This is a genomic window from Candidatus Rokuibacteriota bacterium, from assembly GCA_030647435.1.
Taxonomy (GTDB): domain Bacteria; phylum Methylomirabilota; class Methylomirabilia; order Rokubacteriales; family CSP1-6; genus AR37.
Genome location: JAUSJX010000072.1, coordinates 1 through 13,716, shown reverse-complemented (window position 1 = coordinate 13,716; position 13,716 = coordinate 1). Strand labels below are relative to the sequence as shown.

The window sequence follows — 13,716 nt, the reverse complement described above, 5'->3', positions numbered from 1 at the left end:
TTCCCGTCACCGGCAACGGCGATGTGGGCTCGACGGCCGAGGCGCGGCGCATGGTCGACGACACGGGCTGCCACTCGGTCATGATCGGCCGGGGCACGCTTGGCAGCCCGTGGGTCTTCGACGAGGGCTTCGACGCGCTTTCGTCTCAGGCCCAGCGCGGCTACAAGGACCGCGTCATCCGCCGACACATGGCGCTGATCCAGGAGCACTGCTTCGACCGCTACGCGCTCTCGCAGATGAAGAAGCACCTCGCCTGGTACACGGACGGGCTGGTGCGCGCCACCGACTGCCGCGCCCGCATCTTCCACACGAAGAGCCCGGCAGAAGTGTGGGAGGTGTTCCAGGAGTACTGGGAGGCCTCAGCCCGCAGCGCCGAGCCCGTCGCCGCCGCAGCAGTCTGAGCGGACTTCTCAGCCGTGAAACCCGGGCCAGTTCAGGTCTTGAAGCATCATATTCCAGCGGGTATCAGGGATTGGTTCGGTCGCGATGCCGGATTTCAAGACCTGACCCCGCTACTCGGCGAAGCGTGAGGATGCCTGAGGCCAACGGGCCGGCCGCGACGGCGCTCGCGCCACGCCTGTCCCGGGACGGCCGCCTCCTGCTCGCGCCGACGCCAGAAGCTCCCGCGCTCGTCCCCGACCTCGCCAGCCGGCTGGAGACCGCGTTCGCGAGCGGGTCCGGCCATGGCCTCTTGCAGCTCGGCGCCGGCGAGGTCGGGACCGCGCTGCCGCCGGTGCTCGCGTACTGGCGCGAGTTCGCCTCCCGCTACGTGACCGCCGTGTGCACCTCGCCCGACGTCGAGGCGCGGGGAGCGAAGGCGGACATCCCGGCCCTCTCGTCCGAGGAGCTGGACTCGTTCGCGTCGGCGCCGCCGCCGATGACCGGCGCGGAATACCTGACGGCGTCCGTGCTCCAGGCCCTCTGGGACGCGATCGACGCGGCCTTCCGCGCCGAGCTGTCCGGGTCGAAGGCGACGGTGCAGGACTTCCTCAAGCGGAAGAACCCGGCCTGGAACGTCGTCGGGCGCGTCCACTTCAACCTGGCCGAGAACCGCCGGGACCCCGACGCGCCGTTCGCTTTCCTGGCGACCTACACCACGCGGCTGTCGGCGCACGCGAAGGCCCAGCACGTCCCGCTGGGACAGGCGCTCCGCGAGTACGCGGGCGCGGCCAACAAGTCGCGGCTCCTGTCGCTCCTCCTTCCGGTCCAGCGCGCCGCCGAGAGCTGCCCGTGGCTCAGGACCATGGTCGACGCGGGAGAGATCTTCCACCCGCTGCGCTGGACGTCCGCAGACGCGTTCCGGCTCCTCGGCGACGTGGACCAGCTCGAGGCCGCCGGGATCGTCGTGCGCGTGCCGGGCGCGTGGAGAGCCGGCCGACCGCCGCGGCCCCAGGTGAGCGCGACCGTCGGCGGCCGGCGCCCGCCCGGCCTCGGCACCGACGCACTCCTCGACTTCCGGATGGAGATGACGCTCGACGGCGACCGGCTGACCGACGCCGAGATCGCGACGCTGCTGAGAGGATCCGACGGGCTCCAGCTCATCCGCGGGCGCTGGGTCGAGGTGGATCGCGACAAGCTGCGCGCCACGCTGGAGCAGTTCCGCCGGGTCGAGCGCGCGGCCGCGGAGCATGGGCTCACGTTCGCCGAGGCGATGCGCATGCTCGCCGGGGCTGACCTGGCCGCCGATGGCGCCGCAGCCGCCGATCCCGACTGGTCGCGGGTGGTCGCCGGCCCGTGGCTCGCCGAGACGCTGGCCGGGCTCCGGAGTCCGGAAGGTCTTTCGCGAGTCGAACCCGGCGCCGACCTTCACGCCACGCTGCGGCCCTATCAGCAGGTCGGCGTGCGGTGGCTCCACCTGCTCTCGGGTCTCGGTCTCGGCGCGTGCCTGGCCGACGACATGGGGCTCGGCAAGACGATCCAGGTGCTCGCGCTGCTGCTCGCCCTGAAGCGACAGCGCGATGCGGCGCGACGTCCCAGTCTCCTCGTGGCGCCGGCTTCACTGCTGGCGAACTGGATGCTGGAGGCCGAGCGCTTCACGCCGGGCCTGCGAGCGCTCATCGCGCACCCGTCGGCGATGCCGGCCGCCGAGCTGGGGGCGCTTGGCCACGGACCGCTCCCGGACGTGGACCTGGTCATCACGAGCTACGGCGCGCTCCTGCGCCTGCCCGGGCTCGCGAAGATCCGGTGGCGTCTGGTGGTGCTGGACGAGGCGCAGGCCATCAAGAACCCCGGCGCCAAGCAGACGCGCGCCGTCAAGCAGCTCGACGCGCAGGCGAGGATCGTCCTCACCGGCACGCCCGTCGAGAACCGGCTCTCGGACCTCTGGTCGATCTTCGACTTCCTGAACCCCGGCCTGCTCGGCTCGAGCCAGGCGTTCACGCGCTTCACCAAGCGTCTGGCCGACCGGCCCCACAACCCGTACGGGCCGCTCCGGGAGCTGGTGCGTCCCTACCTGCTGCGGCGTCTCAAGTCCGACCCGCGCGTCATCGCCGACCTGCCGGACAAGACCGAGGTCAAGGCGTTCTGCCCGCTCAGCCCGAAGCAGGCGGCGCTCTACCAGAGGGCCGTCGAGGACCTCGCGCGGCAGCTCGACGGGGCCGACGGCATCCAGCGCAAGGGCCTGGTCCTGGCGTTCCTGATGCGGTTCAAGCAGATCTGCAACCATCCCTCGCAGTGGCTGGGCGACGGCGCGTGGGCCGAGGCCGACAGCGGCAAGTTCGGCCGCCTGCGCGACCTCGCCGAGGTCATCGCCGCCCGGCAGGAGAAGGCGCTCGTCTTCACGCAGTTCCGCGAGGCGACCGCCCCGCTCGCCGCCTTCCTCGGCTCGGTGTTCGGGCGGCCGGGCCTCGTGCTCCACGGCGAGACCGCGGTCAAGCAGCGGGCGGAGCTGGTGCGGCGCTTCCAGGAGGACGACGACGCGCCGTTCTTCGTGCTCTCGCTCAAGGCGGGCGGCGCCGGCCTGAACCTGACGGCCGCCACGCACGTGATCCACTTCGACCGATGGTGGAACCCGGCGGTCGAGAACCAGGCGACCGACCGCGCCTTCCGCATCGGCCAGACCAAGAACGTCCTCGTGCACAAGCTGGTGTGCCGGGGCACGGTCGAGGAGAAGATCGACCAGCTCATCGAGTCGAAGCAGCGGCTCGCCCGGGACCTCCTCGACGTCGGCGCCGAGGCGCTCCTGACCGAGATGGGCGACGACGAGCTGCTCAAGCTCGTGGCCCTCGACATCCACGCAGCGCTGCCGGAGGGATGACCCCATGTTCTATGGCTGGCGACCGTACGTCCCCGTGGCCCAGCGCCGGCAGCGCGCGGCGCGCGAGGCGGCCCGGCTCGCCAAGAAGGGCCGCCGCCTCTCACCGGTCGTCGTCGACGGCCGCGCCATCACCCGGACCTTCTGGGGCACGGCCTGGTGCCAGAACCTCGAGCGCTACAGCGACTTCGCCAACCGGCTGCCCCGCGGGCGCACCTACGTCCGCAACGGCTCGGTCATCGACCTGCAGATCGCCCGGGGCGCGGTGACCGCCCTGGTGAGCGGGTCCATGATCTACAAGATCACCGTGAAGATCGCGCTGGTCGCGCCGGCGCGCTGGCGCGCCCTCTGCCGGGACTGCGCGGGCGCCATCGACTCGCTCGTCGAGCTGCTGCAGGGACGTCTCGCCAAAGGTGTCATGGAGCGCCTCTGCCGGGAGCGCACCGGTCTGTTCCCCGCGCCCGCCGAGATCACGCTCGCCTGCAGCTGCCCGGACTGGGCGTCGATGTGCAAGCACGTCGCCGCGGTCCTCTACGGCGTCGGCGCGCGGCTCGACGAGCGGCCCGAGCTGCTCTTCGCCCTCCGCGGGGCCGACGAGAAGGCGCTGATCACGCAGGCGGGCGCCGGCGTCGCCCTGTCCCGCAAGGGGCCGGCGGCCGGGAAGATCCTCGACGACGCGAAGCTCTCCGAAGTGTTCGGGATCGAGCTGGCGGCGGCGGTGCCGCCGACTGCGGATCGCCGGCGGGCGGCGGCGCGACGGCGCCCGAAACCGCCGGCCGCGTCGGCCACCTCGTCCCGAGCGGAGCCGCGCGGGCCACGTCGAGCCCGGCGCCGCGGACCTCGGCGCGGCTGAGCCGCCTCGTCCCTGTCGTCAGGAGGCCGGACGCGCGCTCACGGCTCGTGAGAGCGGAGAGCGCAGGAAACATAAGCGTCCATGGGCCTTCGGCCCACCCTGCGGAGCTGAGACCTTCAGCTTCACCAATCCAGATGTCCCAGCTTTGCTCACTGAAGGCGTTGACTCGCCCAGTAGGAGACGCTCCTAGCCTTGCCCGGCCCGTCGCGCCAGCGCCCCGGCAATCAGTGAGGATTGCGCGGCATCAAACGCTCTCTGTTTAGCCTTCTCCGCAATCAGTATCAACAGTTCGGAGTAGCGAACGATGGTTGGGCCGGGGCGGTTGATCTCGAGCCGGCACAGAGGATTCGTGAAGACCACGACGCTTTCGACCCATCTTGCTCTTGAGGTTCTAAACGCCGCGGATCGATCACTTAGGCAATCTTTGACGGCCATTGCACCCTGCATTACCTGCCGGGAAATGCTCCTAATGCGTCTCCCGTCTACGAACCATTGGTCCCGGTCACACCTGATCACACCCCGATAGTTCTTTGTTTCGATAGTGACGACTCCGCACGGGCCAACAAGCACGTGGTCAATGTTGCCTCGGTGGCCAGGCAGCGTGACGTCGTTTATCAGATAGAAGTCGTCCGACAGGCCAGCAAGGAGGCTGCTGACCAGCTCTTCTCCCCGGATGCCTTTTCGGTAGCGAGTGGCCCTCGCATACTGACGGAAGGCCGGGCGAGCCCATGCGAGAGCAAACAGAAGTCCGAGAATCGGATGTAAGACGATCCCTACGACGACGGCCCCACCGCCTCCGGCCACGACGATGGAGAAGAGATTCAGTAGATAGCGCCCTTGCTGGCTCGACAGGTATGGTCCGCCGGCCCGAAGAACCTTCACCGGCAGGATCCCTTCGGAGGCATGGTTCTTCTAGAGCAAGCATAGATTTGGCCAACCTAGTGGGTCCAAGAAATCAATGCGTTAGGGGAAGACATCCATCGCGCCGGCGTCGTCGACAGATCACGTTCGTCAATCGACGTGACACGAAATGTCCAGGCGGCGTGTACCGACTGCTCAACCCTGTGGATCAAAATGACCGTGCGGCTCGGACAAGAGAGGCGTCGCCGGCGGCACAAGAATTCGAGTTAGCCGGCAGCCCTCCCGCTGAATCAATCGCCCATTTGGCTCAGAATGGTCGCCACGTCCGCGACTTTCTTCGCGATCGCGTAAGCCCAGGTTCCGTAGGTGCCATCAGCATTGACCGCAGCCACCCAACGCTTCGCGGCTGCCACCTTGACCTCCTCTAGGGGGTCGAAGCCCTTTGTTTCCAGCACGAGATGTCTAGGCGGGTCGGTCCGGAGGCGGACGATGAAGTCCGGGACGTAGTCGTGAATCTGGCCGTTGTGCAGGTAGGGCATGGCGAAACCGAGGCCGGCGTTCTTGGCGAAGGCCTCGACCTGAGCATGGGTCTCGAGGATGTAGGCGGCCTGCTGCTCCCATTTTGCCGTGTCCGCCACAACGTAGTTGACGTGGCTCTTCACCACCTCGCGCACGTCACGGCCGGTCCAGAAATCCACTTCCGCGGTCGAGCCCTCGCCCCTCCTGCTCTCGTAACGCGGGAGCTCGGGCGCTTCGCCCTCCGAAGTGTCGGGGTTGATGGCGCCGACTAGCGCCTCGATCACCCAGCCGTAGTAGGGTGACAGCGCGACGTCGAGCTTGTTCGCCGGCGGCAGCGGGTGCACCCGCTCGGCGAGGAACCGCTGGACGATCCGGGCGAGCTGCGGGAAGAGGACGTGCGCGGGTGCCTCGCACCCCGGGTGGCCCACGTAGTCGCGTGTGAGGTCAGCCGCCATGTCGAAAACGACTTGTTGCATCCGATAACCGGCCCGATACGGGTTCAGGTCCACGCGCTCGAGCTTGCCGGGGCCGGTGAGCGAGGGCCGCCCCTTGTTATTGGGCAGCGCCGCCTTTACCTCAACCTCCGGTGGGATCTTCATCGGGTCTAGCGTCACGGACGGCACGGCAGCCCAGTTCAGCATGACGCGATTGCGGATGGCCTGCCGGTAGCCCTCGACCCGGGGGAAGCGGATCTCGAGGGCCGCCCGGGCCGGCACGGCGTGCACGTGATACCGCTTGATCGTTGGCGGCCGGGACGCGCCTTTGTTCTCCTTGAAGGGAATGACCTGGAAGGGCACTCCGAAGACCTTGGCCACCTCTTCGCCCAACCGTCCGTCCGGGCCAACTTCATAGCTCGAGCGCCGGAGCCCGCGGCCCACGACTTGCTCACACAGTAACTGTGACATGAAGGGGCGCAGCCCGACGATGTGCGTGACGGTGCTGCAGTCCCAGCCCTCGGTGAGCATCCCCACGCTGACGATGCAGCGGATGTCGCGTCCGGGCGGATGTAGCGGCTTGCCGAGCTTCCCGGCGAGCTCCTCGAACCCGGCGGGGTGGATGGGCCGGCCCTGCCGATCCAGCGGCCAGGCGACCCTGCCCACAGTGTCGAGGGTGAGCCTCATCCAGGCGGACTCATCACTCTTGGCCTGGTCGCTGTCGGTCTCGTGTACCACCTTGGAGTCGACCCGTATCGTGTTCTCGCTCCCGGGCGCGTTGCGGAAGCCGGCGATGTTCGCCGGCGGGATCCCGGCCGGCGGGCGGTCGAGGGCCAGCCACTCGTAGACGACCTTGGCGATGGCGGTGTTGCGGCACACGATGATGAAGACGGGCGGCCGCGGATCGTCCTGTCGCTCCGCCCATTCCGCCCGCAACTCCTCCCACAGCCCGGCGAGCATGGCGACGGGCGTGGCCGCCCACTTCACCACGGCCTCCGGCTTGGGGTTGCCGCGCGAGCCGCCACGCTCGCCCGGCGTGAGCCGTGGCATGATCCAGCGCCAGATATTGAAGTAGCCGGGAATGTCAGCGCCGGTGGTGTCGCGCACGGCGAGCTGGGGGATCTTCACCAGCCCCGACTCGATGGCGTCGGTGAGGCCGAAGTCGCTCACCACCCAGGGGAAGATGCGGTTGGTGTCCGGGCCCATGCGCCCGAGGTAGTACGGTGTGGCCGAGAGATCCACACAGAAGTTGATGCCTCGCAGCTTGTGGATGCGATCGAGCCCGTCCACCCAGACCGTCGCCTCGCGGTAGAACTCGTCCTGGTCCTCCGCGTCGCCGAAGAGGTCCTCGATCTCGCCGTCGGGCTCCTCGCGCCGGATGCGGTAGGCGTGATGAGCCTCATCGTTGAAGACGAGGATATTCTGTTTCCCACCCACCTCGCGGCCGATCACGCGGTTCACGAGGGCCGTGTCGCTCTCCACATGGCGGACCGACTCCACCCGCACCTTGCGGAGGTTGCCCTGGCGGTCGCGATCCTCCTCGAGCACGGTGAGCAGCCCGGCCGCGAGCTGGCGATCCAGCTCTTCCTGGGTGAGGTACCGGCGGTTGCGCGCGGTGGTCGTGCGGGGGCCGATGGTGATCGTTTCCAGGGTCCGCACCGCGACACCGGCTCGCGCCACCTTGGCGCTCACCCCACCCGGGGTCACGGCCTGCGGCTCGAAGACATGCCAGTTGGTGATGAGCACGCGTCCCTGGGTGAGATCGGCCATGAGATGCGCGGGTACCAGGTCCCGCGTGCGGTAGAGGCTGGCGTCGCCCTCGCGGGGGTCCAGCTCGCCCAGGCGGGTGCGGATGGTGACGTTCGGGCACACGACGAGCACCAAGTCGGAGAAACGGCTGTCGCCTCGGTCGTTGACCTTGTTGAGGATGCTCCACGCCGCCAGCATGGCCATGACGGTAGTCTTGCCGCCGCCGGTGGCCATCTTGCACGCGAGTCGGCGGAATGCGGTGTAGCCCGCCGCCCGGCGCTCCTCGCTCGGCTCGTCGACGGGGATGTCGATCCCCTGCCGGAAGTCGGCGCGCGCCTCGGTGAGGAAGATGATGATCTCCACCGCCTCGCACTGAGCGAAAAAGAGCCGGTGCTGGCGGCCCTCGCGCGCCCAGTAGTCGAGCAGCTCCAGCGTGGTGCGCGTCACGCCGGGCCGCCCCGCGGCTTGCCACTCCTTCAGGCGCTGGCGGATGCGGTTGACGAGCTTCAGCTCGATGAGCGTGCCGAGACCGTCACCTTCGCCTTCGCTGACCGGGCCTGGCGGGCGGTAGTAGTACATGGCGGGCCGGCGCCCCGGCGCCCGGCGCGACGGCTCGCCCTCCACGATGCGCCAGTGCTCGGCCGGCTCGTCGTAGGGGCCGCTGAGGATAGGTTCGGGGACCTCGAAGCCGCTCACAGCCCGAACGCTCTCATGATCCCGTCAAGCTTCTCGATAACCTCGGGGTGGATCTCGTCCGGCCGCATGACGGCGGCGATCTCCTGGTACCGGGTATAGGGCAGTCCCGGGAGCCCGGCGGCCGCAAGGGCGGGTGGGAGCAGCTCCGTGCGCGCCTTCGTGGCATTGAGGAAGGCATGGTCTCCCATGGGATCGCGGAGCACCGCCGGTGGGAAGTTCTCCTGGAGGTATCGCCGCAGGTCGTCGAGGTGCGGGCCCGCCGCCGCCGGACCGACCGTGTGCTCGACGAAGCGGGCAAGCGCGTCCGGATGCACCAGATAGCTCTCGATCTCGTAGCGTCGCCAGCGGAGTCGCTGGAAACCCCGCCCGGTCACCTCGGTCGGCTGGATCTCCGGACGCGCATCTCCGTCGACGAGCTCCAGGCCCGGCAGGTCCTCGCGAATGAGCCGCAGCGCCTCGTAGTGCTGGGAGGCCCGGATGCCCGGAGATCCTGTCCGTGTTTCCGCGACCGTCGGCCTCCAGAAGAACGTCCTGGAGCTGAAGAGATCGTGCGCTGGATGCCCGAGGACTCTGGCCCACTCCCGCAGGATATCGCGGTCGGTGTAGTTCTCCAGGTAGAGCACGCCGGGTGCGTTCAGCGCGAGCATCATGTCCGTCTGCGACAGGACCTTCAGCGAGAGGATCACGCGTGCCTGCTCTTCCGTCGTCGCCAGCATCCGCGGCCCGTCGAAGAGGACACACAGCTCGCGTGGCTCGGCTCCATTGATGATGACTTCCGAGTGCGTGGCGATGATCAACTGCGATCTCAACTGCGCGGCGACCGCGCGCAGCTCCCCGTAGACCGCGTCCTGCAGGATCACGTGGAGGTGGGCGTCCGGCTCGTCCAGCAGCAAGACAGCACCGGGCCGCGTTCGCAAGAAGGCCAGCAGCATCAGCACCTGCTGGAACCCGCTTCCTGCGCTGGCGATGTCGAAAGCTGGCCCGCCCGCGCGCTCGCGGTACTCCGCCAAGATATGCGGACCCGCGGCGTTGGGGGGTGCCAGCTCGAAGCCGAAGAGCCGACGGATGGACTCCTGGAGCCCGGCCCAGGCCAGCTCGGAGCCGGCCGCCTCCACCAAGAGGTTGCGGAGCACGTCGCCCGGCTTGGCCTGCCCGAGGAGCTGATCGACCTTGGGGCGCTGGTAGAGCGGCTCTTCGGTGCCCAGGCCACTCATGGCCGGCACGAAGGCCGTCGTGAGCTTGGCGTTTCTCACGACGTCAGGGGCCGCCGTCGGGAGAGGTCGAACGTAGATCTGCTCGGTGCTGTCCGCGATCAGCTCCATGGCGACCGTCCAGCCGGCGCTCTGGATCTCGATCTCGAGGCTTCCCGTATAGTCTCGCTCTCGCCAGAGAAGATCGAAGGCCCGCAAAGGCACGGCGGAGAAAGCCTGACGCGCGATGGGAGCCCTGGCGTAGTAGCCGCGGTGGCGCTGGAAGTCGTTGAGCTCCCTCCACCGGTTGAGGGCGAGCGACCAGGCCCCGATGGCCTGGAGCACCGTGGTCTTGCCCGTATTGTTCGGGCCGGCCAGCACCACGTGTCCGGGCAGGACGAACTCGACGTCGCCGAACCGCTTGAAGCGGCGCAGGCCGACGCGATGAATCACGCCGTCGCGTCCCTCAGGCTCTTCACGACGAGCAGCTCGTTGCCCCGGTCGTCGATGACCTTGACGGCCACCTGGCCGTGCTCTCCCGCCTCGAAGGGCGCGCTCACCGTGCCTGCCAGGTGATCCCACACCGTGTCGTCATACTCACCCCGGAGGGCGCGCCGGAGGTCGTCCCAGGCCCCCGTGCGCGGGAAGAATGCCTGAGACACGTGAAAACAGAGGCTATTGTAGTCGGTGTCGAGGAACCACGCCGGCACGTCGTCCGCGTCCATGTGCTTCGCCGCCATCGTGGCCGGATCGAAGAGGTTGAGCTTCGCCAGCTTGACCTCGTACCGCTTGTCCGGCAAACGCCGAAGCTCGACGTCGGGCAGGCCGCACACGCTGAAGATCTGGCTCGACCGCATGTTCTTGAGGAGGTCGCCCATCATGAGGTCGGGCGTGGCCTGCACGTAGGTGGCCGGCGGCAGCCCCATCTCGGCCGATCTCTCGATCAAGAGCCGTGCGTCCGGCTGGATGGCGAAGCCGACGGCGTAGAGGTGCACGTAGCCCTTGAGGCTGGCCTCCTTGAGCGCTTCGTGTACCGCGAGCTGGGAGAGGCCGCCATTCTCCGGCCCGAACACGAAGGCGACCGCCCGCTCGTCGCCATTGACCACAATCGCCTCGGCCGACAGCGACAGCGTCTTGGCCGGCGCCCGGACATTGCGGAGCGTCACCGTCTTCCCGCCACCCACGTGGAGCACCGGCGACTTGCGCAGCACTTCCAGCATGCGGTCGACGAACGACCCATACGCCTCGGCGTCGGCCGCACCGGAATCGGGTACGCCGTCCCCCTCCCAGTCAACGGGGGTGGGGATCGTCGCCTCGACCGTGAAGGGCCCCGTCACCCGCACGAAGCTGTTGTCCACCTCGGGCCGGTCGACGAGCACCTCCTCGGTCGAAGGTTCATTGTTGGCTATGCTCTTTAGCGTGACATGCGGGACAATGCCACCGGTCTCTTCGCCCTTTCGGTTCTGCTTGCGCACGTACACGAAGCCGCCCACCGGGCCACGCGCCTCCTCCTTGAGTTGGTAGTACGGGAAGATCGCAGTGAGAAGGCGCTGGCGGGCGAGCGTCAGAGGCACTCGGCTAGTATCGATCGCGATCCACCGGCGTCCCCACTGTTCGGCGACATAAGCCGTCGTCCCGGCCCCGCAAGTTGGATCGAGCACAAGATCTCCAGGATCTGTCGCCATTAGCAGGCAGCGGCTAAGGACGAGTGGGCTCGTTTGGACGACGTAGATTTTGCCACCACTACCAGCAGTATCTGTCCAGACGTTCGTGATCTTATAAGCTGGAAAGTCATCGAGGTATCGCTTGTATCGAAGGGTGCGCCCGGCGCGGATGATCCGACCAGCCGATATCAGCTTCCCCATGCCGTCCGGCCCAGTCTTCCAGTAACCCCCGGACGGATAGTAGGTCTGCCCTTCAAACTCCACGGGGAATGACCCCGGTGGGCGCGGCGACGTTAGACTTGTAAGCTGGTAATAGCGACCGTCTGGGTCTTGTTGATCATACCGTTGACCACTTCCGGAACCAACGCCCTGCTCTTTGGTGAAATACAGTTGGCGAAACTTGAACCGCTCAATGTCTCGTGCGTACCACAACAGATAGTCCGACACTCCGGGAAGGAGGTCACTCGGTTGCGCTCCAGTCTTCTCGAATGTTATCAGTGCGCACTGATTCTCACCACCGAACACCTCGTCCATCAGCTCGCGGACGTGGTGCAAGTTCTCGTCGCTGATCTGGACGAAAATGCTGCCTGTGGGCGCTAGCAGCTCGCGGCAGAGGAGCAGGCGGTCGCGCATGTAAGTCAGGTAGGAGTGCAGGCCCAGCTCCCACGTGTCCCGATAGGCCTTGACCATCTCGGGCTCGCGGGTCATGTCGGCGTCGTCGTTGTGGCTGACGTCGCGGCGGCGCATGAAGGGCTGGAAGTTCGATCCGAACTTCACGCCGTAGGGCGGGTCCATGTAGATCATCTGCACCTGGCCGCCCAGCCCCTCGTAGTGCAGCAGCGAGTTCATGACCACGAGCGAGTCGCCGAGGACGAGGCGGTTCACCCACTTGTCCGGGTACTCGTAGGCGCGCAGCGTCTGGTCGGTGATGGAGTGTTGCGGGTCGCCGAACAGCTCGAACATGGTTTGCTGCTTGTCGCGCTTGTGGCCGGTCAGCGTCTCGACGATGGCCTTGGTGGACAGACGCTCGTGGATGAAGAGCGGCAGGGTGGGCACGTCGAAGGACAGCCGCTCGGCCTTGCCCGCCCAGTCGAGGAATGGACGCCCCAGGCGGCGGAGCTGCTCGACGGCCTCCTGAAGCGAGCCGACGGCGGCGAGCACCGTGCCGTCCGCGGCCCGAAGCTCGCGCGGCTGGTCGAAGGCGTGGGGCACGGGGAGGGCCGCGGCCTCCGAGATCAGGCGCAGGAGCCACTCGCCAATCTCCCGGGCGGAGTTCTGCCCGTCCCAGCTCAGCGCAGGGGAAAGGGACGAGTCGTATCGGTAGGTCGTCGGGGGTTTCTTCTTCCGGAACTGGGGCTGCGTCCCGATCTCGGGGCGCATCGGGCTGGTGGCCTCGTAGTGGCGGTAGTTCTCCGCGACTTGGCCTGGCTTGCCCCCACGCTTACCCCCTCGACGCTTGTCGCTCACCCAATCCTCCTCGTCGGCCCGCCGTCAGACCCGCCCCGAGTCTATCAGTAGCCGCTACGGGCGACGTCATGGATCTCCAGCACCCCCCGGAGAATGCCTGGCCGTCGTGAGCCTCCTTGTTCCACGCGCACACGTCTGGAGGAACATAGCTAACACAAAGCCCCTTCTCAGTCCCAATCGGTCTGAGCCCGAACTGGTACAGATTCCAAAGGGTGGCCAAACGTGCAGGTAGACTGGGCGCCCGGTCTGCCGCATCATGATCGCGGCCGGTGTATATTGGGTCACCCGGACCCGCGCCCGGCTCCACGATGAAAATCGGCCAGATCGAGATCCCCCAGCTCTGCCGCCTGGCACCTATGGCGGCCATCTCCAATGCGCCCTTTCGGCTCATCGCCAAGGAGTGCGGCAGCGGCCTGACCACGACCGAGGAGATGGACGCCTTCGCGCTCTTGATGGACACGCGGCGCGCCGGGGACATGGCGGCGTACTACCCTCAGGAGCGGCCGCTGGCGATGCAGCTCCTGGGGCGCGACCCGCAGGCCCTCATCCGCGCCGCGCACCGCTGCGAGGAGCTGGGCGCCGACATCGTCGACCTCAACATGGGCTGCCCCATGCCCAAGATCACGGGCAAGGGCAAGGGTGCCGCGTTGATGAAGGACGTGCTGGGCACCGCGCGGCTCCTGCGCGCCATGCGCCAGACGATCTCCGTGCCGTTCACCATCAAGATCCGCGGCGGCTGGGACGACCTGCACCTGAACGCCGTCGAGGTGGCGCGGATGGCCGAGAGCGAAGGCGTGGACGCCATCACCGTGCACCCGCGCACGCGCTCGCAGCGCTTCACGGGCAAGGCGCCGTGGACCATCATCGCGGAAGTCGTGGAGGCGGTGCGCATTCCCGTCACCGGCAACGGCGATGTGGGCTCGACGGCCGAGGCGCGGCGCATGGTCGACGACACGGGCTGCCACTCGGTCATGATCGGCCGGGGCACGCTTGGCAGCCCGTGGGTCTTCGACGAGGGCTTCGACGCGCT

The 13,716-nt window shown here is 67.8% G+C and carries 8 protein-coding genes; 4 read left to right on the top strand and 4 right to left on the bottom strand.

Going from position 1 to position 13,716, the window contains the following annotated elements:
• From Q7W02_13050 to Q7W02_13040, 3 genes are all read left to right on the top strand, one after another.
• Positions 1-401, top strand: a 401-nt coding sequence (locus Q7W02_13050) for a tRNA-dihydrouridine synthase (protein MDO8477096.1), incomplete at its 5' end; no start/stop codon positions are given.
• A gap of 131 nt (positions 402-532) precedes the next feature.
• Positions 533-3,256, top strand: a complete 2,724-nt coding sequence (locus Q7W02_13045) for a DEAD/DEAH box helicase (GenBank protein MDO8477095.1) — start codon at positions 533-535, stop codon at positions 3,254-3,256.
• Positions 3,257-3,260: 4 nt separating this feature from the next.
• Positions 3,261-4,106 (top strand): SWIM zinc finger family protein, encoded by an 846-nt coding sequence (locus tag Q7W02_13040; GenBank protein ID MDO8477094.1) that lies wholly within the window; start codon positions 3,261-3,263, stop codon positions 4,104-4,106.
• A 186-nt stretch (positions 4,107-4,292) separates the two neighbouring features.
• Here Q7W02_13040 and Q7W02_13035 read toward each other — a convergent pair whose 3' ends face one another.
• From Q7W02_13035 to Q7W02_13020, 4 genes are all read right to left on the bottom strand, one after another.
• On the bottom strand, positions 4,293-4,988 hold the full coding sequence (locus Q7W02_13035; GenBank protein ID MDO8477093.1) for a nuclease-related domain-containing protein: 696 nt from the start codon (positions 4,986-4,988) through the stop codon (positions 4,293-4,295).
• 269 nt (positions 4,989-5,257) lie between these two features.
• The gene (locus Q7W02_13030) at positions 5,258-8,365 is read right to left on the bottom strand and encodes a type III restriction endonuclease subunit R (protein ID MDO8477092.1); all 3,108 of its coding nucleotides are present in this window, start codon (positions 8,363-8,365) and stop codon (positions 5,258-5,260) included.
• Positions 8,362-10,008, bottom strand: a complete 1,647-nt coding sequence (locus Q7W02_13025) for an AAA family ATPase (GenBank protein ID MDO8477091.1) — start codon at positions 10,006-10,008, stop codon at positions 8,362-8,364. The genes Q7W02_13030 and Q7W02_13025 overlap by 4 nt, the downstream gene beginning before the upstream one ends.
• Entirely contained in the window at positions 10,005-12,686 is a 2,682-nt protein-coding gene (locus tag Q7W02_13020) for a site-specific DNA-methyltransferase (protein MDO8477090.1), read from the bottom strand. The genes Q7W02_13025 and Q7W02_13020 overlap by 4 nt, the downstream gene beginning before the upstream one ends.
• Positions 12,687-12,994: 308 nt before the next feature.
• Here Q7W02_13020 and Q7W02_13015 point away from each other — a divergent pair.
• On the top strand, positions 12,995-13,716 hold a 722-nt coding region (locus Q7W02_13015), incomplete at its 3' end, for a tRNA-dihydrouridine synthase family protein (GenBank protein MDO8477089.1).

Excerpts from the sequence above, each read along its gene's own strand:
- Q7W02_13040 (MDO8477094.1), top strand. The coding sequence starts at position 3,261 with ATGTTCTATGGCTGGCGACCGTACGTCCCCGTGGCCCAGCGCCGGCAG.
- Q7W02_13045 (MDO8477095.1), top strand. The coding sequence starts at position 533 with ATGCCTGAGGCCAACGGGCCGGCCGCGACGGCGCTCGCGCCACGCCTG.